Origin of the sequence: Paraburkholderia sp. BCC1876, from assembly GCF_902833695.1 — a bacterium.
In the GTDB taxonomy this organism is placed as follows: Bacteria; Pseudomonadota; Gammaproteobacteria; order Burkholderiales; family Burkholderiaceae; genus Paraburkholderia.
Map to the genome: position 1 here is coordinate 195,901 of NZ_CADFGI010000013.1, position 21,462 is coordinate 217,362.

Consider the following 21,462-nt stretch of genomic DNA (forward strand, 5'->3'; position numbering starts at 1 on the left):
CGGTCAGGGAAGCGATAAGGTGAAGCTATAAGCGTTGAAAAACGACCTGAAACCAGCCAGGAGCGCGGTGAATGGCGGGACGATATCGCCGGGCTGAAGCAGCAGAACGGCGACGAGCGCCGACGTGACGACGAGATATTCGGCGTAAGCCTGGCCGCGCTGTCGGCTGCGTTGCGTCGCGATAGCGTTGAGACCTCGTGTGGGTTGTGGCATCTCAACGATTCCTTGTTGCATTGATGACCGCAAAGGTCCTGCCATTGCGATCTGAAAAACTGACGTCCACGCTGTCTCTACCGAGTTGCATGGCGAACGCCGAGCCTTGAGGGGATTGAGCGCGTGAGGGTTGATAGTCAGGTTGACGGCCCAGGCTTTGCCATCCCTGCGTGGTAAGCGTGTTGCGGTAGCGTTGCGCATTCCAGCGAACGTCTCCCGGCATCTCGAGCAACCATGTGCGTCCGGTCTGCCCGGGATCGCGGCTCTCGATATCGGAGAGCACGCGGCTGTCCTCCGGTAACGGAACCGTCGCATCCGGAATGCGGTGGTCGACCGGCCGGCCGTCCATGCGGATCACGCTCATGAGACCGCGTGCGCGAGGACCTTCCGGCTGCGGCGGCAGGCTAAGCACATAGAGGCAATGGCCGTCCAGGGCGCTGAGCAACACGCCCGACGCGCTGGTCTGTCCTTTCGCCGGGACGTCTTCGCGCGTCCAGTACGCGCGGAATGCTTTCGAGACGTCGTCGATCGTGCCGGCGAACTGCACGCCGACAATCGAGGTCGGCACGCCGTTCACGAGCATGTCGCGGCCGAAGGCCTGGGTGCTTTGCGCCGGCACGGGCGTCTTGTTGCATGCCGGATCGGCCGCCGCGTGGCCGGCGACCAGCGCAGTCGCGAGGCAGCCCCAGTGCATGAGTCGATACACGAATTTCATTGCTTCAACCGCCCCGCCGGCACGACGTCCTGCTGAACGCGACCAAATTGAAGCGACGCAATTTCCGGCGCGTACTTCTGCAGGCTCATATAACCGGCGGGCGGTATCAATACGACGTTGGCGGCCGCCACGGCCTGACTGAACAACGCCTTGTTGCTGCTCGAACCGTCCGGCACCCACGTGTTGGTCACCAGTACGTTGGTGTCGGAGAACGTCAGGCCGCTGAAGGCCGGCAACGCATTGTTTTGCGGCCAAAGGCGTTTGAGCGTGTCGCTGTTTTTCGCGATTGCAATGCTGACGACGCCGGTTTGCAGCGTTTGCGTGGGCAGGTTCAGGTGCGCCGTAAATTGACTGCCGGCCGACCACTGGGCGAGGGCGGAGCCGGCCTGACTGCTGGCGGGATTGGCTGCGGCGCTGGTGCCGGCAGCGACGTCGGCCGCCGAGGTCAGCAAAGCGTTTCCGCCGTAGTCGCGCCACATTGCCGGCTGCGTGGCAGCCAACCGGGTTTGCTCGCGATCCGCGCTGGAGACGGGCGAATCGTCGCCTGCCAGGATGCGCTGCATCACTTCGCCCTTGAGTTCGGCGTCGGTCTTGCCGACAACGAGTGCGGCGGCGCCGTAGGTGCTGGACCAGCCTTCGGTTGTCGCGGGATTGCCCGGCAGATTCTTGCCGCGATCGCTGTCCGTCCACACGGTGCGTTCCCATGCGACGTAGCGCGAACCCATCAGGGTCCGGTTGCGAACGTCGTTGAATTTGCCGAGCATGACGATGGCGAACAGCAGCACGCTCATCACCATGGTCATGGAGATCAGGAACTCCACCATGGCCTGGCCGGTTTGCGCGCCTTTTCCGGTATGGAGTCGATTCATGGCTTGCCGGCCTGCGAGGTGGCCGCAATCTGGCTCGCCTGAGCCGCCGCGCGCTCGCTGGCGCTGACCGGTGCAAGCGAGGCTTGCCAGTACGGACTGAACAGACTGGGATATTCCGTCCGATGGTCGGCTCGTGCCCATTGGCCGGCGTTCAGCAGGCCACCCACGACCGCGTTGCCGAAGGACGTCTCGTCCGGGCGCACGAAATACGCGTTCGCACTCGACAGCGCGCGCATTGCACCGGCGGCTGCGTTGTCGGCCACGCTCAGTCGTCCGCCACCTTGCAGACCCACGGTCTTGACCAGGGTGTTGCTATTTCGCGTGACTTCGATGGTGATGCGCGGCGCCTGGCTCGCGAACTGCACGCCACTGATTTCCTGGTAAGGCAGCAGGCCGCCGTTGGCCGGGTCGAGCGAAGGGCCCGGACCTGCCCGGAACTGGGCCGCCATAGCGTCCGGCACTTGCAATCCGGGCGTCGAACTGCCCGTATAACCAAAGTTGAAGTAACCGCCGTAGCCCTGCCAGTCCTGCCATGCCGCGAACGGCGGATTGGTCATGAAGTTGGTGATATTGCCGTTGGCGCTGCCGCCGTAGCCGGCCACCGATTCGATCGCGCCAAAGCAACTGATCCAGAGATGGGCGGTACTGGCATCGATAGATTGCCAGCCTGCTTTGTCGCTGCGTAACTGGGTGCCGCCGGCATGCGTGACGTTGATCGTGATCGAACTATTCGCGGTTCGACACAGCACGCCGGCGCTGTCGTTCAGTTGCTGGAAGTTGGGCGCGACGCTGCGCACCGAGCTGCGATTCCTGACGAATCCGTCGAGGGTGACGGACGCCGTCGCGACGTCGGCGAAATCGTCCGCGCCGATCTTGCCGGCAGGCGCGACGGTAGCGGCATACGAGGTCCACGCCGCAAGCTGACCTGCGTTGCGCGGGCTGGTGAAATAACCGCTGGTGACATGTGTGTCCGGCTGGTTGAGCTGGGCGACGGCTTCTGCCGTGTCGGGCACGGCCGTGAAGACCGCCGCGTGATAGTTGGCTTGCGCCACGCTCAGCGCGCGGTTGAGCGAACCGATATTTCTGGCCACGGTGGGGAGCAACGCGTCGAGCGCGGCGCGCACCGGTCCTGTGTCGGCTTGTCCAATTCGTTTCGGCGTAGTCCATTGGGCCGGATGATCGGCCAGGTTGCTGACGGTGGCGTCGAGTTCCGACGTCGAGTAAGTCGCGTCGAGTTCGTCGATCCACGATTTCAGTGCGACCACCTGCGCGGCGGTGACCTGATTGGCGATCATGGCCCGGTTCGTGTAAGCAGCAAAGTTGTAGTCGCGCGCCTGCAGCACGGCGGCGCTGTACGCGGCGGCGTCGGCCGTGTTCTGAAGCTTGATTTTGGCGCTCGTCATCTGGAAAGAATTGAACGCCACGTAAAGGCCGAGACAGCCGGCCAGAAGAAAAATCAGCGCAGGGACCAGCGCCTGCCCGCTAGCGCCGGCGACCCTGCCCCTGCCCTTGCGGGCAGAGCGTTTCATGATGGATATCGACAGTCTGGGGAGATTAGTTGCCGGCGTTGTTGCTGTCGTTATACGTACCCATGTTCTTCGTCTTGTTGCCGTTGGTCGTTGCCGTGTTCGCGTTGGTCTGCGCGGTCGAGATATTGGTCTGCGCGTTCTGGCCAGACATTTCGACGGCGAGGCCGGAAGTCTGGTTGCGCAACGTTTGACCGAACAGCGAGTACACGCCGATGGCGGACACGGCAATCAGGGCGACGATGATGATGTATTCCGTCATGCCCTGACCGAGCTGCTTATTCTTGCGGCGAATTTGTGACATTTTCATAATCTTTAATTCAATTAAATAATGCAGGAGATGAGAGGTGTCTGGACACCGCTGTAAAAGTATTTGCCGTCATGGGTGAAAAATTAATTAAATAATTTCGCTTCAATAAAACGGACGAGCAACAGTGTCGGGCCGAAGTATAGAAATAGATTGGGTTCAATAATCTGCGAAATTTCCTAAATTCAGAGGGCGTAATTCCGCGTTGCCTTTCATTCATGAAACGCGTGGGTCGGCGGGTTTTCGCCTGGGCGCTATTTTGCCCGGCAGGTAAGCGCTGCCACGGCGATCGTCGAGCAATGACTGCGGAATCTCGCTGGGTGGAAGTCGATCCGATTCATGCCGAGCGCATTGAATCAGTGTGCTGTGAATTTACACGCGATTATGCGGAAATTTCCGCTTCGATTTTCTAGTTTCCTGATTTTTAGAGATAAAGCCACCGGTTAAATTTGCCACGCGTGAAAAACTCCGGGCCAGTTTCAATGTATCGGCCAGTTTTTTTGCGGGGAGCGTGTGCGCACGATTTTCAAGTCGAACTGCAAGCGGGGCTTGCCCTCTATTTAGGTAATTTATGAACAAGTCGTATATCAGCGTCTGGAATGACGCATTGGGCGCGTGGGTCGCCGCGCCCGAGACCGCCTCATCGCATGGCGGTAAAGGCACAGCGTCCTCCTGCACGATCTCGCCCGGAGTGGCTGCGGTAGCGCGTCCGGCAAGACCGTTCAAGGCGGCGCTCATGCCGATCGCAATGGCCATCGGCGCGGCAATGTCGCCTGGCACGGCGGCGGCTCAGGCAACTACGGGTAGCGGCGGTCTCGAGCTGTGCCCCGCGGGGGTAGGCGGAGTCGGGTCGTCGTGGGGCCCGCTCTCCAGCGCCGTGGGCATCATGGACTGCACAGCGCCGGCTCAGTCCGGCAGCGGGATGGCGTTTTCACTGAACAACGGGGCGGCCAGTAATGGCTCGTGGGGCTTCGCCGATAACGCGATCACTGCCCGCGTAACAGGTTATGACAACGGGCTTCTCGAGATCCAGGGGGCCGGCGGCATCTCGATGCTGAATGCCGTCAGTATGAACGGCAACAAGATCACGTCGCTGGCTTCGGGCGTTGTGTCGCAAGGTAGCGCGGACGCGGTGAACGGCGACCAGCTCTACCAGGCTACGCGATATTTCAAAGCCAACTCGCCTTCGAACGCGCCGTCGACCGACGCGTTGGCCAAAGGCGCCAGTTCAGTGGCCTCGGGCCCGTCGGCCATGGCAGTCGGCGCCAATTCCAGCGCCTATGGCGCGAACTCTGTCGCGCTGGTGTCCAACTCGGTCGCGCTGGGCGCGGGTTCGGTGGCTAGCCGTAGCGACGCGGTGTCGATCGGCTATCTGTCCGCAGACGGCAAGTCGCAGTACACGCGACAAATCACGAACCTGACGGCGGGCGCTGCGGGAACCGACGCCGTCAACGTCAACCAGCTCAACGCGGCAATCGCGGGCCTGAGCGGCGGCGGCGGTGTTACGGAAAATGCGGTGACGTATGACAGTTCCGCGTCCACGTTGATTACGCTCAAGGGCGCAAGCGGCACCCGGATCACGAATCTGACTGCGGGCGATATTTCGTCGGCGTGGAGTACGGATGCCGTGAATGGTTCGCAGCTTTACCAGACGAATCAGAACGTGACGAACGTCGTCAATAACGTTGCCAACATGTCGGGCAATCTCGCCAATGTGACGAACGTCGTCAACAACATTGTGAACAACGGCATTGCGGGCAATCCGCTCGTCGTGACGTACGACAGTTCGGCGCGCGACGCAGTCACGCTTGGCGGTGTGGGTAGTGCGAAGGCGGTCAAGCTGACCAACGTCGCGGCGGGTGACATCTCGTCGCTATCCAGCACCGACGCTGTGAACGGTGGGCAGTTGTTCCAGACAAACCAGAACGTGCACGACCTCGCGGAGAACGTCGGCCAGATCACGACGAATATTTATAACCGGGGCGTCAAGTATTTCCACACCAATTCGTCATTGGCTGATTCGTCGGCAGTGGGAGCGGATTCGGTGGCGATTGGCGGTCTCTCCATTGCTCAGGCGGCCAATTCGGTCGCGCTGGGTTCGAACTCGCTCGCAGACCGTGCCAACGCAGTGTCGGTAGGTGCGGCTGGAACCGAACGCCAGATCATGAATGTCGCGGCCGGCACGCAAAGTAACGACGCGGTGAACCTGGCTCAAATGAACACGGCTATCACCAATTCGTCGATCGGCGGCGGTTCGAAAGATGCCGTGATCTACGACTCGTCCGCGCACAACAAGCTGACGCTCGGCGGCGCGCTGGCCACGGTGCCGGTTGGGCTCACGAACGTGGCCGCCGGCAACGTTGTGTCGGGCAGCACCGACGCGGTGAATGGCGGTCAGTTGTCCAACACAGCGAGCAGCGTGGCCGCAGCGCTCGGCGCCGGCGCCACGGTCGGCAAGGACGGCACGGTCTCCGCGCCAGGTTACGTTATCAGCGGTACGACATACGGCAATGTGGGCGACGCATTCTATGCGCTCAATTCGGCGGCGGGCGATCTGGTCAGCGCAGCGAAGTACGTCAAGGTCATCTCGACGGCGAATGCGGCGATGGCAAGCGGTACGGAGTCGGTAGCGATCGGCGGCTCGGCCATGGCAACCGGTAGTCATGCGCTTGCCATCGGCGCGGGCGCGACCGCCGGATTCGCCAACTCGACCGCCATCGGCGTGAATGCGATCACGGATGCCGCCAATACGGTGTCGGTCGGCGCTCAGGGCGCGGAAATGCGCATCACGCACGTCGCGAACGGTCTCAATCCGACCGATGCGGCGACGGTGGCCCAGTTGGACGCGTTGCAGTCCCAGTTGTTGAAGAGCTCACAGCAAAACGGTGGCGTGAAGTCGATGCTGCTGGGTGCGGCGGTACCTGTCACTAACTACATCGCCGTAAGTTCGAACGTGACCGGCGGCGCGAACACCTCCGCGTCGTCCGATCTGAACGCCATGGCGATCGGCCCGGTGGCAGCGGCAACCGGTATCAATGCGCTGGCGGTCGGCGGAGGTTCTGCTGCGGGCAGCAACGCTTCTACGGCGGTTGGATCGGGCGCGGGCGCATTGTCGGTCAATTCGACGGCGATCGGCGCGGGCGCCACGGTTGGCGCCGTATCGGATAATTCGGTGGCGATCGGTTACAACGCCCGCGCCAGCGCGCTCAACGCGACAGCGTTGGGTGGTTTTGCAAGCGCGACGAGCGCGGGGTCCGTCGCGATGGGTTACAACTCGTTCATTAATCCATCTGCTACGAACGGCATGGCGTTGGGGTTAAACGCATCGGTCAGCGCGGTGAACGGGGTCGCGATCGGCTACAACTCGATCGCGGATCGTGCCAATGCGGTGTCGGTGGGGAGTTCGAGCAGGCAGAGTCAGATTACTTACGTCGCGGCGGGTACCAACAATACCGACGCGGTGAACGTCAAACAGTTGTCCGGCGTGATCTCCACGATCGGCGGCGGCGCTGCGATGAATTCGGACGGCACGATCAAGAATCCGAGCTTCGCGGTTGGCGGTCAGACGTACACCGACGTTGGCTCGGCTATTGCCGCCGCAGCCGCTACGGGGTCGGCCAATTCGGTGCAATACGACACCACTGCGCGGTCCAAGGTGACGCTGGGCGGTACGGGTTCGACGGTACCGGTGACGTTGTCGAACGTCGCCAACGGCGTGGCTAACAACGACGCGGTCAATGTGGCGCAGTTGCAGGCCATGGGCGCGACCATCGGCACCAGCGGTGTGGTGACGAACAGCTTTGTGGCGTACGACGACACGTCGCGCGGCTCGATCACGCTGAAGGGCACGGGCGGCACGACGATCACGAACGTGAAGGCCGGCGCGCTGACGGCCACGAGTCTGGACGCGGTGAACGGCAGCCAGCTCTATCAGACGAACGCGAATGTGGCGAACGTTGCAGGCAACATGGCGAACGTGACCAACACGGTCAACAACATCGTCGTCAACGGTGGCGGCATCAAGTATTTCCACGTGAATTCGACGTTGGCCGATTCGTCGGCAAGCGGGACGAACGCGGTGGCGATCGGCGGCGCGGCGAGCGCATCGGCGGCTAACTCGGTCGCGTTGGGTTCGAACTCGGTGGCGAATCGGGCAAACGCGGTGTCGGTGGGGGCGGCCGGTTCGGAGCGCCAGATCGTCAACGTGGCCAACGGTACGAACGGCACAGACGCGGTGAACATAGCGCAGTTGCAGGCCATGGGCGCGACCATCGGCACCAGCGGTGTGGTGACGAACAGCTTCGTCGCGTACGACGACTCGACCAAGGGCAAGGTGACCTTCGGCGGCACGGGTGCAACGAAGACGGTGACCCTGTCGAACGTCGCCAACGGTGTGGCGAACAACGACGCGGTGAACCTCGCGCAGCTCAAGCAGATGGGCGCGAGCATCGACACCAGCGGCGTGGTGACGAACACCTTTGTGGCGTACGACGACACGTCGCGCGGCTCGATCACGCTGAAGGGCACGGGCGGCACGACGATCACGAACGTGAAGGCCGGCGCGCTGACGGCCACGAGTCTGGACGCGGTGAACGGCAGCCAGCTCTATCAGACGAACGCGAATGTGGCGAACGTTGCAGGCAACATGGCGAACGTGACCAACACGGTCAACAACATCGTCGTCAACGGTGGCGGCATCAAGTATTTCCACGTGAATTCGACGTTGGCCGATTCGTCGGCAAGCGGCACGAACGCGGTGGCGATCGGCGGTGCGGCTAATGCATCGGCGGCTAACTCGGTCGCGTTGGGTTCGAACTCGATCGCGAACCGTGCAAACGCAGTGTCGGTGGGGGCGGCTGGTTCGGAGCGCCAGATCGTCAACGTGGCCAACGGTACGAACGGCACAGACGCGGTGAACATAGCGCAGTTGCAGGCCATGGGCGCGGACGTTAACAGCAGCGGTGTGGTGACGAACAGCTTCGTCGCTTATGACGATTCGGCCAAGGCCAAAGTGACGTTGGGCGGAGCCGGATCAACTACGCCGGTGACGTTGACGAACATCGCCGCGGGTAAAGTTGCTGCGACAAGCAGCGATGCCGTGAACGGATCGCAGTTGTACAAGACGGCGAATTCGATCGCCAAGGCAATGGGCGGTGGTGCAGCCACGCTCGCCGACGGTACGATGTCGGCGCCGTCGTATGAAATCACGGGCTCGACGTACAACGACGTCGGTTCGGCACTGCAAGCTGTCGACGGGCAGCTCGGCCAAATCAACACGAACTTCTCCACCAACCTGAAATACGTCAAGATCGTCTCGACGGCTGCCTCGGCACAGGCAAGCGGCGCCGAGTCGATCGCGATCGGCGGTAACGCCATGGCGACCGGCGATCACGCATTGGCAATCGGTTCAGGCTCGACCGCGACCTACCGCAATTCGACGGCGATTGGCGTGAACGCCATTACAGACGCGGATAACACCGTGTCGGTCGGCGCCCGCGGCGCGGAAATGCGTATCACGCACGTAGCGAACGGCCTCAACCCGACCGACGCGGCAACGGTGGCGCAGTTGTCTGCTCTGCAGACGCAACTTTTGCAGAGCACGCAACAAACCAACGGTCTGAAATCGATGTTGCTAGGTGCAACGCCCGCGGTGACGGACTACATTGCCGTGAGTCCGAACGTGACGCAGGGTAGCAGGACCTCTGCGTCGATTGACCTGAACGCCATGGCAATCGGTCCGGTGGCTGCCGCTACCGGCATCGGTGCGCTGGCGGTCGGCGCGGGCTCTATTGCCGGGAGCAACGCGTCGACGGCTGTCGGTTCGTCTGCGATGGTTGGGTCGATCAATTCGACATCGATCGGCGCGGGCGCCCAGGTGGGTGTCGAATCGGACAACTCGGTGGCGATCGGTTACAACGCGCGTTCGAGCGCGATGAACGCGATGGCCATGGGTACGTCTGCCAGCGCTACCAGTGCGGGTTCTGTTGCGCTTGGCTACAACACGTTCATCAACCAATCCGCCACGAACGGGATGGCGCTGGGTATGAATGCGTCGGTTAGCGCCGCGAACGGTGTCGCGATCGGCTACAACTCGGTCGCCGATCGTGCGAACGCGGTCTCGGTCGGCAACAGCAAGCAGCAGAGCCAGATCGTCAACGTGGCTGCCGGTACGCAAAACACCGACGCGGTGAACCTCGGCCAGATGACGGCCGCGATTACCGCTGCGTCCAGTGGCGGCTCGCCCAACGCTGTCGTCTACGACACTGCTGCGCATACTTCGGTGACGCTGGGCAACGCAGGTTCGCCGGTCAAGTTGGCCAACGTGGCTGACGGTTCGGCCAACAACGACGCGGTGAACGTCGCGCAACTGACGGCAATGGGCGCGACGATCAGCACAAGCGGCACGGTAACGAACGCGTTCGTCGCGTACGACGACACAACCAAGGGCAAGGTGACGTTCGGTGGCATCGGCGCTACCACGCCAGTCGTGTTGACCAACGTCGCGGCAGGCCAGATCACGTCGAGCAGCAAAGACGCGATCAACGGTGCGCAGTTGTACAACACGGCAAGCAGCACGGCGGCGGCGTTGGGTGGTGGCTCCACGGTAGGGTCGGACGGCAAGGTGTCGAAGCCGACCTACATGCTGAACGGCGCCACCTACAGTGACGTGGGTGCGGCGCTGGTAGCGGCTGCGTCAACGGGCGGTGGCGATTCGCCCGAGGCCGTCAAGTACGACACCACGTCGCATAACAAGGTGACGCTGGGCAATGCGGGTACGCCAGTGACGCTGTCCAATGTGGCCGATGGCGTGGCCAACAACGACGCGGTGAACGTTGAGCAACTGAAGGCAATGGGTGCGACGATCGGCACAAGCGGCACGGTGACGAACGCGTTCGTCGCGTACGACGACACGACCAGGGGCAAGGTCACGTTCGGTGGCATCGGCGCGACCACGCCGGTCGTGTTGACCAACGTCGCGGCAGGTCAGATCACGTCGAGCAGCAAAGACGCGATCAACGGTGCGCAGTGTACAACACGGCAAGCAGCACGGCAGCCGCGTTGGGCGGCGGCTCGACAGTGAACGCCAACGGCGTGGTGTCCAAACCGACCTATACGCTGAGCGGCAATACGTTCAACGACGTCGGCGCGGCGCTTGCCGCAGTGGACGCCAAGGCGACGACCGGTTCGGTGAACGGTGTGGTGTATGACACCTCGGCACATGACAAGTTGACGCTGGGCAATGTGGGCGTTCCGGTGACGATCGCCAACGTGGCCGCGGCCACCAGCGACGACCAGGCCGTCAACCTCAAGCAATTGAAGGACGCTGGCCTGAACGTCGACACGTCGGGTAACGTGACCAACTCGTTCGTTGCTTACGACAACTCGACCCGGGGCTCGGTGACCTTCAACGCGGGCGGCGCGCCGACCCAGTTGAAGAACGTGGCGGCTGCCAGCGACCTGACCGACGCGGTCAACTTCGGGCAGATGAAAACGTATGTCGCTCAGAACACGAGCGGCGGCGGCACGGCGAACGGCGTTGCCTACGACGATTCGACAAAGACTCGGGTCACGCTGGGTGGTGTGGGTTCCACAACGCCCGTGACCTTGACGAACGTGGCGGCGGGTTCCGGCGCAACGGACGCGGTCAATTTCTCGCAGTTCTCGAGTCTCCAAAGCCAGATCAACAACTTGGCCGGCGGTGGCGGCAATACGACCTTCGTCAACATCAACACACCGGCTAACGGCGGTACGGCTGCGGTTGCCTCGGGTTCGGATTCGATCGCGATCGGCAATGGTGCTGCGGCAACCGGCGCTACGTCGATTGCGATCGGCAAGAACACGGTGACGGCGGGTGACAACTCGGTCGCGATGGGTGCAGGGGCCACGGCGCCGAACACCAACGCGGTCGCGCTCGGTGCGAACTCCACGACGGATCGCGACAACTCGGTATCGGTCGGCTCTGCCGGTGCGACGCGTCAGATCACCAACGTCGCTGCCGGTACGCAGACCACCGACGCGGTCAACCTGGGTCAGTTGAACAATGCCATGGGCAACATGAGCAGCACGATCAACAACGTCGATCGCAATGCGGCCAAGGGTATTGCTTCGGCATCGGCGCTGAACATTGTTACGCCCTATCTGCCGGGTCGTACCACGCTGAACGCAGGTGTTGCCAACTACCGCGGCTATCAGGCTGTCGGTCTGGGCGTGTCTCGCTGGAATGAGAAAGGCACGATCAACTACAACCTGGGCGTGTCTTCGTCGGGTGGCAATAGCACCATCGTTCGCGCTGGTATCGGCATTGTCCTCGGCAACTAAACAACGGCCGCCAGGCCCTTGAATAGAAGCTTGAGGCGTTAGTTGTCTGGGTCGCACGGGAAGCTTCCGTGCGACCCTCTTTCCATGAGAAACAGACATGAAGTATTCATTGATTGCCATCGCGCTTGCCGCGATGCTCGCAGGATGTTCGTCGTCTGCCACTCGCGACCGGCTGCAAATTCAGGACCCTACGGTTCTGCAAACGGGATTCAGCGCGACGCAGAGCCAGGCCGCCGGGGCGGTGACGCCGCAGTGGATCGCAGCGTATGGCGGTGTCAGGAACGCAACGTTGTTGAGTACCGTGCAGACCCGCCTGAACGCGTTGGGCGAGCGAAAAAATAACTACTTCGGCGCTAAGGCGCAGTGTTGGTTGAATGCGGCTCGCGACGAACGCAGCGGTCACGACGGTTGGGGTTTTGTCGAGGAAGCGCTGGTCCAGGCCGATCACCTGACCGCCGCGCTTGAAACCGGTCAGGGTCTAGCCGTCGACAATCCGACGTTGCGCACCAGCGCGACGATCCGGCCCGATCTGTGGAAACAGGTGATGGCAGCGAAGACATCGCCGCTGTTCGCCCAGTGTCAGGAGGCCCAGCGTCTGGCCGCATGCTCCGAGGTCGAGTTGATTCATGCCGGCCACGAAGCGTGGGCGCGTAATTTCAACGAGAGCCAACGACTGGTGGACGGTGTCGAGCGCGGTATGCCAGGTATCGGGGCGGCGCTTGAGGCCTGCACGCCTGCGGCACCCGCGCCTGTGGCGTCGCCAATCCCGCAGAAAATGACGTTGCAAGCCGACGCTACCTTCCAGTTCGATCGAAGCGATGTTGCCGGTATGCTGCCCGCCGGCAAAACCAAGCTGGATCAACTGATTCGCGACCTCCAGCAGGCTGGCGACGTGACGGGCATTCGCGTCGAAGGCTATACGGACCGGCTCGGCAGCGATAGTTACAATCGGCAGTTGTCGGCCAAACGCGCCGAGACCGTCAGGCGCTATCTGCAGAGTGGCGGCGTGAAGACGCCGATCACGTCGCGTGGTCGTGGCAAGGACGATCCGGTGGTGCAGTGTAACGAGCGTAACCGTCAGGCTTTGATCGAATGCCTCGCACCGAACCGCCGCGTGGAGCTGGACTTTTTGCGCAGCAGTGAGCACACATCGGCGCCGCGATCGCACATGCCAACCCAACCGCAAGAGCAGCGACAACAATAAGGTAAGGGAATGGCCGGGCCTTCACGGTCAGGTCGTTCCTTTGCCCGGAGTCACTGCATAAGTGCGGCGAGCGCGGACGATGTTCGCGCTCTCTCTTCCCGGCAACTTTGCATGCCATCCACGGCATTGAATGCGCGCTCCGCGCATTGCCTGCGACGAAAAGCGCAGGCCACAAGCACGATTTATGCGTAAGGAATTTCAATCATTCAAGCGAGGAAAAATCCTTCAAATATTGCGGAAATTTCATTTATTCGTGTCGAAGAAATGTTTTATCAATGTTGTTAGTATCTAATCCGACCTCGCGTTGGGCTATTGCAATTCTGTTTTACGCCCATTAATCAAAAAAATGGAGCTATAGTGAAAAGAATTGTGATTATTGATGACCATCCCATCATTAGGGGGACGATAGCCAACGTGCTGCGCGCCGATCCTGAACTCAAGCTGGTAGGGCAGTCGGGAGACGGAGAAGACGGCCTGCAATTGATTCTGGACGAAAGCCCCGATCTGGTTATTCTGGATCTCGATTTGCCACGGCTGGACGGTTTGTCTATGATTCGTCGCATTCGAGCGCAAAATATAAAAGTGTGTATTCTCGTGCTGTCCGCCAAGCCGGAGCATGTTATGGCAACGTATACGCGCAATGCGGGGGCCAACGGCTACGTCAGCAAAGGCCGTGAAATAAGCGAATTGATTACGGCGTTAAAAACAATTCTATTCGGCTACGACTGTTTCCCCGTCGACTCCACCGATCCCACGACAGTAAGCGGACTGGCGGCCCTGTCGTCGCGCGAGGTCGAGGTGCTGCAAAATCTCGCGCGTGGCATGAGCAACCGTGACATTGCGGGTCGACTGTTTCTGAGCGACAAAACCGTCAGCACGTACAAGAGCCGCATTCAGGAAAAACTCGGGCTCTCATCATTGGCGGCACTCATCGAGTTCGCTTCGTTGCACAGACTGATCGATTGAGTTTCGCCGCTATGAATAAGATTAGCCCGTCGCATTCTTCTGCGGGTGTGCATTGTCGTACGCGGTGCCTGGTTCGCCATGTTTCTGCTGGTCATGCTTGCCCTGTTGGGTTGACTTCGATCCGTCTCGCGTCGGTATTGGGGTGTTTTTGTGCATTTGCATTGCTGTGGGCGCTGTCAATGCGCGCGAACGCGCTACCGTTGAGCGACAGCACGGCGAACGCCGTGCAGATCGATATTTCACGGTCGGGCGCGCACGGTGCGGCAGGTCAGCAATCGTGGATATTGATGCTCGTGGCGCCAGTTGTTGTCGCCCTCGCCGGCGTCTGTCTATTCCGGATCGCGCAGCGGCGTGCTGCTCAGAAGGCAAAAAATGCTGCCCATAAACGGAGTACCCGTCGAGAACTAGCCGCGCCGCGCGGCCGTGCGAGCTTGAGCGCGTCGTTTGCCGTCGAGTCATGGTGCGAGGAGTCGAGATCGGCTTACGCCGGTCCGCAAGCGCAAGTTCCTTCCACTGCGGAGGTCGAGGCGGACATCGCCCGGAACGCGTCTTTCGAGCCATTCGAAGCACGCTATCTTCAGGCGCTGTCCGAAGAGGGCATCGATCTCCAGACGTTTCTGGCCGGTTGGCGCCATGCAATGGACGAAGACCTCGCCCATCTCAATGCGTTGCGTCGCGACGGCGAGTTCGACCGTTTGCGCGGCGTGCTGCATCGGTTGAGCGGGGCGGTTGGCCTCGTCGGCGCGTGCAGCCTGATGGAAGCGTTGCGGCACACGAGTGCCGCGCCACCGGCGCATAACGCCGGTTCCATCGACGTGCTGACAACCCGCGTAAGGACTTTGGTCATGCAACTTGACACTGCGGCCCACACCTATCGGAGCACCCCGCGATGACTCGACCATGGGCCTTGATTCAAGGCGATCTTGCGTTGCCGAATGCGCGACTGCTCAGCGGCCTGCCGGCGCCTTTCGGTTTGAAACCGCAGCCGGTGCGGACCGGCGCGCAGCAAGAACCGCTGTCCGCAGTGCGCGATGAGACGCAACAGGCCAATCGGCGCGGGGTGCAGGCCCGAGTGCCTGTAACACCGCGGGATCCCGTTACGCCGGGGTCAAAGTTTGTCTTTTTCTACAAGTTGCAGCCGCAGCGCGAATATTCGGATCGTTTCGACGCTCAGTTGGCCGAAGCTCGGCGTTACCTTGAAATGGGCAAGACGCGACCGCGTTCGTCGCGCTCGGACCATGTAGTCGGAGCGGCGATTTTTCTGAGCTGCAGCATTGCGCTGGCCTGGCTGCTGTCGACCTGTGCAACGCGCGACGCCAACAAGACAACGTCCGTAGCGGTTACGCGTCCAGTCGTGCGATTGCAGGGCGGCCCAAGCGTGGCCTTGCCAAAAGCGCACGCCGAAGCTCGTTCGGCGGACGCGCTCACGGCCCGTTCGCAAACGCCGGGCTCTGAGGTGTCTACAGCGCTCGATGCAAGCCGGCATCAAACGGGCAACGCGTCGCCTGCCACCGATACGGCGCCGAAAATCGCGTTCGAAGCCGAGCCAACGCAAATGTCGCCCCGCGCCGAGTCGCATTTGGCCACGCGAGGTTCTCGCCGCAATCCCGAAACGAAGCTCGCCACCGCCAAACCCGCCGGGCGTGTCGCCATGGCGCACCTGACTCAGGCCCAGGTCGAAGCGCGTGTTGCTCTGACCCGCGTCACTTCTTCGGCCATTAAGCCGTCCCTATCGCATCAGACCGAATGGACCGCGCAGGCCTCGTCCACCCACGACACGGCTGAGCGCGCCGCGTTACTCGATTGGGCGGCGCGACAGCGGCGCGCGAGCGTCACGCTGCGTGCCACAGTGCCCGCGCCCGGCGAAACCGAGATCGAGACCGACTGGAATGCCCGCATGACGCAGCGAAGGATCACCGATAACCCCGCCGCCTTCCAGGTCAACCGAGGCCAACCGTAACGGCGCGCCGAAAAAAGCGCGCAAAAAAAAGCCCGACCAACGGTCGGGCTTCTAAAGTCGGCTGCGTCCTTCCACAGAACGCAGCCCCTGCAAAACAGCATGGCTGTTTGCGTTGCCGCTAACTCAGCTAAACAGGCAGCTTAAGCAGCCAGCAGCGAACGCAGCACGAACGGCAGAATCCCGCCGTGCTTGTAGTAGTCGACTTCGATCGGCGTGTCGATACGCAGCAGCACCTGAACGCGCTTTTCCTTGCCGTCCTTGCCACGAATCACCAGCGTCACTTCCTGTTGCGGCTTGAAGTCCGAACCCAGGCCTTCGATGTCGTACGTTTCTTCGCCGGTAATACCGAGCGATTGCACGCTATCCGAGCCCTTGAACTGCAGCGGCAGAACGCCCATGCCGACCAGGTTCGAACGGTGAATCCGTTCGAAGCTGCGTGCGACCACGGCCTTCACGCCCAGCAGTTGCGTACCCTTCGCAGCCCAGTCACGCGACGAGCCCGTGCCGTACTCTTCGCCCGCGAACACGATGGTCGGCGTGCCGGCGTCGATGTACTTCATCGCTGCGTCGTAGATCGATTCCTGTTCGCCGCTCGGCTGGTGAATCGTCAGGCCGCCTTCCACGCGCGTGCCGTCTGCCTTCGCCGGGATCATCAGGTTCTTGATCCGGACGTTCGCGAACGTACCGCGCATCATCACGTCGTGGTTGCCGCGGCGCGAGCCGTAGCTGTTGAAGTCGGCTTTCTGCACGCCGTTTGCCTTCAGCCACTTGCCTGCCGGCGAGTCTTCCTTGATCGAGCCAGCCGGGCTGATGTGGTCGGTCGTGACCGAGTCACCGAAGATGCCCAGTGCGCGTGCGTTCGTGACTGCGGCGATGCTGTCGGCCGGCGTCATCGAGAAGTCCTTGCCGAAGAACGGCGGCTCAGCGATGTAGGTCGACTTCGGCCAGTCGTAGACTTGACCTTCTTCGCCTTCGATCTTGCTCCACAGGTCGCCCTTCTTGGTCAGCGACGCGTAGTTCTTGCGGAACGCGTCGGCGTCGAGTGCGAACTTGAGCAGCTCGTTGACTTCTTCGCTGGTCGGCCAGATGTCGCCCAGGTAGATGTCCTTGCCGCCCTTGCCCTTACCGACCGGTTCCGTCATCAGGTCGCGCGTGATGTTGCCGGCGATCGCGTAAGCGACGACCAGCGGCGGCGAGGCCAGGAAGTTCGCGCGGATGTTCGGGTGAATCCGCGCTTCGAAGTTACGGTTGCCCGACAGCACCGCCGCCGCGACGATGTCGTTCTTCGTGATCGCTTCGTTCAGTTCCGGCGTCAGGTCGCCCGCGTTACCGATACAGGTCGTGCAACCGTAAGCGGCCAGCGTGAAGCCCAGCTTGTCGAGGTACTTCAGCAGATCGGTCTTCGTCAGGTACTCGGTGACGATACGCGATCCCGGTGCGAGCGACGTCTTGATGTGCGGCGCGACCGTCAGGCCGGCTTCCACCGCCTTCTTCGCCAGCAGGCCGGCGGCCAGCAGCACGCTCGGGTTCGACGTGTTCGTGCACGACGTAATCGCCGCGATCAGGATGTCGCCGTTCTTCACGTCGACGCCGTTGGTCGTGGTGTATTGCGCGTCCAGATCGGCTTCCTTCTTCGCGAAGCCGTTTTCCGCCACCGGCTTCGAGAACAGGTCGCTGAAGGTCGACTTCACGTGACCGATTTCGATACGGTCTTGCGGGCGCTTCGGACCTGCCAGCGACGGCGTGACCGTGCCGAGATCCAGCGTGACGACCTTGGTGTAGTCGATCTGGCCGGCCTTCGGAATACCGAACAGGCCTTGTGCCTTGAAGTAGTTTTCGAAGGCCGAGATTTCCGCGTCCGTGCGGCCCGTGCCCTTGAAGTAGTCGATGGTTTTTTCGTCGACCGGGAAGAAGCCCATGGTTGCGCCGTATTCCGGCGCCATGTTGCCGATCGTTGCACGATCCGGCAGCGACAGCGACTTCGTGCCTTCGCCAAAGAACTCGACGAACTTGCCGACCACTTTCTCTTTACGCAGCAGTTCGGTCACGGTCAGGACCAGATCGGTCGCCGTCAGACCTTCGCGCAGTTTGCCCTTCAGTTCGACGCCAACCACGTCAGGCGTCAGGAAGTACACCGGCTGGCCGAGCATGCCGGCTTCCGCTTCGATACCGCCCACGCCCCAGCCCACCACGCCGATACCGTTGATCATCGTGGTGTGGCTGTCGGTGCCGACCAGCGAATCCGGGTAGTACACCGTATCCGTGCCTTCAGCCTTCTTGTGCACGCCGCGTGCGAGGTATTCCAGGTTCACCTGGTGGACGATACCGACGCCCGGCGGCACGACCTTGAACGTGTCGAATGCCTGCATGCCCCACTTCATGAACTGGTAGCGCTCGTTATTGCGCTGGAATTCCAGTTTCATGTTCAGATCGAGCGCGTTCTTTTCGCGGAAGTGATCGATCTGCACCGAGTGATCGACGACCAGATCGACCGGGACCAGCGGTTCGATCGACTTCGGATCCTTGCCCATGTGCTTGGCGACACCGCGCATGGCAGCGATGTCGGCGAGCAGCGGCACGCCGGTAAAGTCTTGCAGCACCACGCGCGACACGACGAACGGGATTTCGTCGACGCGCGATGCGGTCGGCTTCCAGTTGGCCAGTTGCGTGATGTGTTCTTCGGCGATCTTCTTGCCGTCGTAGTTACGCAGCACCGATTCCAGCACGATTCGGATCGAAACCGGCAGGCGGTCGATCTTGATGTTCAGTGCCTTGCCGAGTTGCGGCAGGGAGTAGAACTTGCCTTTGCCGGAACCGCTGTCGAATTCCTTGAGCGTTTTGTGGAGGTTGTGGGCCATGGTGTTTTCCTTGGTTTGATCGCGGAACTACAGTACTTATTAACTTGACTAGATGACGTACAGATCGACGTACTCATTGACCGGCATGGCTTCGAGCCGTGCCTGATCCAGCGACACGTCGAGAATCGCCAGTTGTTGCCTGACCGGAAAGCGGCGCGCGAGGTTGGTCTTGAACTTCTCGACCAGCAACGGAATCCCGTCTTCGCGACGACGCTTATGACCGATCGGGTATTCGACTACGACTTCGTCGAATGACGACCCATCGTTGAATTCGATCGTCAGTGCATTGGCGATCGAACGCTTCTCCGGATCGTGGTAATCCTTCGTGAACTGCGCGTCTTCGACACAAGCCATTCTGGCGCGCAGCACATCGATTCGCGCGTCCTGCGCGATCGAATCTTCATAGTCCGCGGCCGTCAGGCGGCCGTGGATCAGCGGCACGGCGATCATGTACTGAATGCAATGATCGCGGTCGGCCGGGTTATTCAGTGGGCCCTTCTTGTCGATGATGCGCAACGCAGCTTCATGCGTGCGAATCGTGATCCGGCTGATGTCTTCAATGCGTTTGCCGTGCGCCACCAGTTGCGCATGCAACGTCATCGCCGCTTCCACCGCGGTCTGCGCATGGAATTCTGCCGGAAAAGAAATCTTGAAGAGCACGTTTTCCATCACGTACGACGCGTACGGCCGTTGGAACCTGAACGCGTTGCCTTTGAACAGGACGTCGTAGAAGCCCCACGTCGGCGCCGTCAGCACCGACGGATAGCCCATCTCGCCGGTCCTCGCGATCAGCGCGAGGCGCACCGCGCGCGACGTCGCGTCGCCGGCGGCCCACGATTTGCGCGAGCCCGTATTCGGCGCATGTCGGTAAGTGCGCAGCGCCTGTCCATCGACCAGCGCCAGCGACACCGCATTGATCAGCTCGTCGCGCGAGAGGCCGAGCAGTTGCCCGACTACCGCCGTGGACGCCAGCTTGACCAGCAGGACATGATCGAGCCCGACCTTGTTGAAGGAGTTTTCGAGCGCGATACAGCCTTGAATTTCGTGCGCCTTGATCATCGCGATCAACACGTCTTTCATCGGCAGCGGCGGCTTGCCCGCTGCGATGGCGCTGCGCGACAGCCAGTCGGCCGTGGCCAGAATGCCGCCGAGGTTATCCGACGGATGACCCCATTCGGCGGCTAGCCAGGTGTCGTTGAAGTCCAGCCAGCGGATCATGGCGCCGATGTTGAAGGCGGCCTGAACCGGGTCCAGCTGGAACGACGTGCCCGGCACCTTTGCGCCGTTGGGGACGACCGTGCCCGGCACGATCGGTCCCATCAGCTTGGTGCAGGCCGGGTAGGTCAACGCCTCGAGTCCGCAGCCGAGCGTGTCGATCAGACAGTGACGCGCGGTTTCCAGCGCGAGCGCGCTGTCGATCGGATAGTCCAGAACGTAATCGACAATATCAACCAGGACCTGGTCCGGGTTGGGTCGCACGTTGGAAATCGGAGCGGACATCGGGGAGCGTTCCTGACGACGATATTTAGTTCGAGTTGTTGATCGCGTTCGATTGCGTCGGCGCCGGTGCGCCCTGGATCATGGCTGCCGTCTTGCATTCGTCGGCCAGACGCGAGCTGTCCTTATCCGAGAACAGCATGGCCTTCGTCGGGATCACGACCAGATCCATACCCGATGCGGCGTCGTGGAAACGGTCTGCGCCCGTGGTGGTCGCTTCGCGCGGCAGGTTGTAGTTCTTGTTCGCCCAGTGAACCGTGACGATCTGGTCACGCTTCATGTCGCCCTTCAGTTCGAAAGCCAGGCCTTCGTTGCACGACCACTTTTCCGCGCCGTCCGGTACCGGATCGACCTTCGCTTCCTTGGCCGGATTGACCTTGCGCTTGATCAGGCGTTTCGGTTGCGGGCGCTTTGCCACGGCCTTCGTGGCGGGCTTCGCGGTCGTGGTGGTCGTCGTTTGCGCGGCGGCGTCAGTCGCGACGGTCAGCATCGTCGTGGACAGTGCGCCAATCACGGCGGCGATCATCAGCTTTTTCATGGAGAAAACCTTTCTATCTAATTTCATTCAGTTGAACAGTGCGCGGGCTGCCGGTCCAGGCGACCGCGTCGGTGGAACTGCACGCGCCTTAAAAACGCACAGCGGCCGCTATTTTCTCCTATTTAGCGGCAGGTACTTCAAATTCTCCGGACCGGTGTAATTCGCGCTCGGGCGGATGATCTTGTTATCGATCCGTTGCTCGATGATGTGCGCGCTCCAGCCGGCCGTACGGGCGATCACGAACAGCGGCGTGAACATCGCCGTCGGCACGCCCATCATGTGATACGACACCGCGCTGAACCAGTCGAGATTCGGGAACATCTTCTTCGCTTCCCACATGACCGATTCGAGCCGCTCGGCGATGCTGAACAGCTTGTTGTTGCCCGCTTCTTTCGAGAGCTTTTTCGCGATTTCCTTGATGACCTTGTTGCGCGGGTCCGAAATCGTGTACACCGGGTGGCCGAAACCGATCACCACTTCCTTGTTTTCC

Annotated in this window: 15 protein-coding genes and 1 pseudogene; 7 read left to right on the top strand and 9 right to left on the bottom strand. The window is 61.5% G+C overall.

Translation table 11 applies throughout. The features are described from left to right. Positions 1-3: 3 nt before the first annotated feature. Genes HWY05_RS33210 through HWY05_RS33230 form a run of 5 tightly spaced genes read right to left on the bottom strand, consistent with a single transcriptional unit; the run spans position 4 to position 3,633 of the window. Entirely contained in the window at positions 4-234 is a 231-nt protein-coding gene (locus tag HWY05_RS33210; protein WP_244146765.1) for a hypothetical protein, read from the bottom strand. Further along, positions 215-928, bottom strand: a complete 714-nt coding sequence (locus HWY05_RS33215; RefSeq protein WP_176061014.1) for a hypothetical protein — start codon at positions 926-928, stop codon at positions 215-217. The genes HWY05_RS33210 and HWY05_RS33215 overlap by 20 nt, the downstream gene beginning before the upstream one ends. Beyond that, a complete protein-coding gene (locus tag HWY05_RS33220; RefSeq protein ID WP_176061015.1) occupies positions 925-1,797 on the bottom strand; it encodes a hypothetical protein in 873 nt (290 codons plus the stop codon). The genes HWY05_RS33215 and HWY05_RS33220 overlap by 4 nt, the downstream gene beginning before the upstream one ends. After that, positions 1,794-3,326, bottom strand: coding sequence for a pilus assembly protein TadG-related protein (locus tag HWY05_RS33225; protein ID WP_176061016.1), 1,533 nt, complete (start codon positions 3,324-3,326; stop codon positions 1,794-1,796). Before HWY05_RS33225 ends, HWY05_RS33220 begins: the two co-directional genes overlap by 4 nt. Before the next feature lie 25 nt (positions 3,327-3,351). Further along, entirely contained in the window at positions 3,352-3,633 is a 282-nt protein-coding gene (locus HWY05_RS33230) for a pilus assembly protein (protein WP_176061017.1), read from the bottom strand. 568 nt (positions 3,634-4,201) lie between these two features. On the opposite strand from HWY05_RS33230, the pseudogene HWY05_RS38760 reads away from it, so the two are divergent. From HWY05_RS38760 to HWY05_RS33255, 7 genes and pseudogenes are all read left to right on the top strand, one after another. Further along, positions 4,202-4,279 (top strand): annotated as a pseudogene (locus HWY05_RS38760) (ESPR domain-containing protein); the annotation flags it as partial. An 87-nt stretch (positions 4,280-4,366) separates the two neighbouring features. Continuing rightward, entirely contained in the window at positions 4,367-10,711 is a 6,345-nt protein-coding gene (locus tag HWY05_RS33235) for a hemagglutinin (RefSeq protein WP_347880828.1), read from the top strand. Continuing rightward, complete coding sequence (locus HWY05_RS38765) at positions 10,657-11,949, top strand: YadA-like family protein (RefSeq protein WP_347880827.1); 1,293 nt, start codon at positions 10,657-10,659, stop codon at positions 11,947-11,949. The genes HWY05_RS33235 and HWY05_RS38765 overlap by 55 nt, the downstream gene beginning before the upstream one ends. 97 nt (positions 11,950-12,046) lie before the next feature. Then, complete coding sequence (locus HWY05_RS33240; RefSeq protein ID WP_176061018.1) at positions 12,047-13,153, top strand: OmpA family protein; 1,107 nt, start codon at positions 12,047-12,049, stop codon at positions 13,151-13,153. A gap of 357 nt (positions 13,154-13,510) precedes the next feature. Further along, positions 13,511-14,119: a response regulator transcription factor gene (locus HWY05_RS33245; RefSeq protein WP_176061019.1), complete on the top strand. Its 609-nt coding sequence runs from the start codon at positions 13,511-13,513 to the stop codon at positions 14,117-14,119. 224 nt (positions 14,120-14,343) lie between these two features. Further along, on the top strand, positions 14,344-15,012 hold the full coding sequence (locus HWY05_RS33250; RefSeq protein WP_176061020.1) for a hypothetical protein: 669 nt from the start codon (positions 14,344-14,346) through the stop codon (positions 15,010-15,012). Positions 15,013-15,047: 35 nt separating this feature from the next. After that, positions 15,048-16,079: a hypothetical protein gene (locus tag HWY05_RS33255; protein WP_244146766.1), complete on the top strand. Its 1,032-nt coding sequence runs from the start codon at positions 15,048-15,050 to the stop codon at positions 16,077-16,079. A 140-nt stretch (positions 16,080-16,219) separates the two neighbouring features. Here the strand turns inward: HWY05_RS33255 and acnA are convergent, their stop codons facing one another. The 4 genes from acnA to HWY05_RS33275 all read right to left on the bottom strand — a co-directional run. Beyond that, positions 16,220-18,937: an aconitate hydratase AcnA gene (gene acnA, locus HWY05_RS33260; protein ID WP_176061022.1), complete on the bottom strand. Its 2,718-nt coding sequence runs from the start codon at positions 18,935-18,937 to the stop codon at positions 16,220-16,222. A 48-nt stretch (positions 18,938-18,985) separates the two neighbouring features. After that, complete coding sequence (locus HWY05_RS33265; protein WP_035560971.1) at positions 18,986-20,437, bottom strand: bifunctional 2-methylcitrate dehydratase/aconitate hydratase; 1,452 nt, start codon at positions 20,435-20,437, stop codon at positions 18,986-18,988. 25 nt (positions 20,438-20,462) lie between these two features. Further along, positions 20,463-20,972, bottom strand: a complete 510-nt coding sequence (locus HWY05_RS33270) for a hypothetical protein (protein WP_035560972.1) — start codon at positions 20,970-20,972, stop codon at positions 20,463-20,465. Positions 20,973-21,080: 108 nt separating this feature from the next. Next, positions 21,081-21,462 (bottom strand): citrate/2-methylcitrate synthase (locus HWY05_RS33275; RefSeq protein WP_279614192.1); only part of this gene is annotated, 382 nt, incomplete at its 5' end.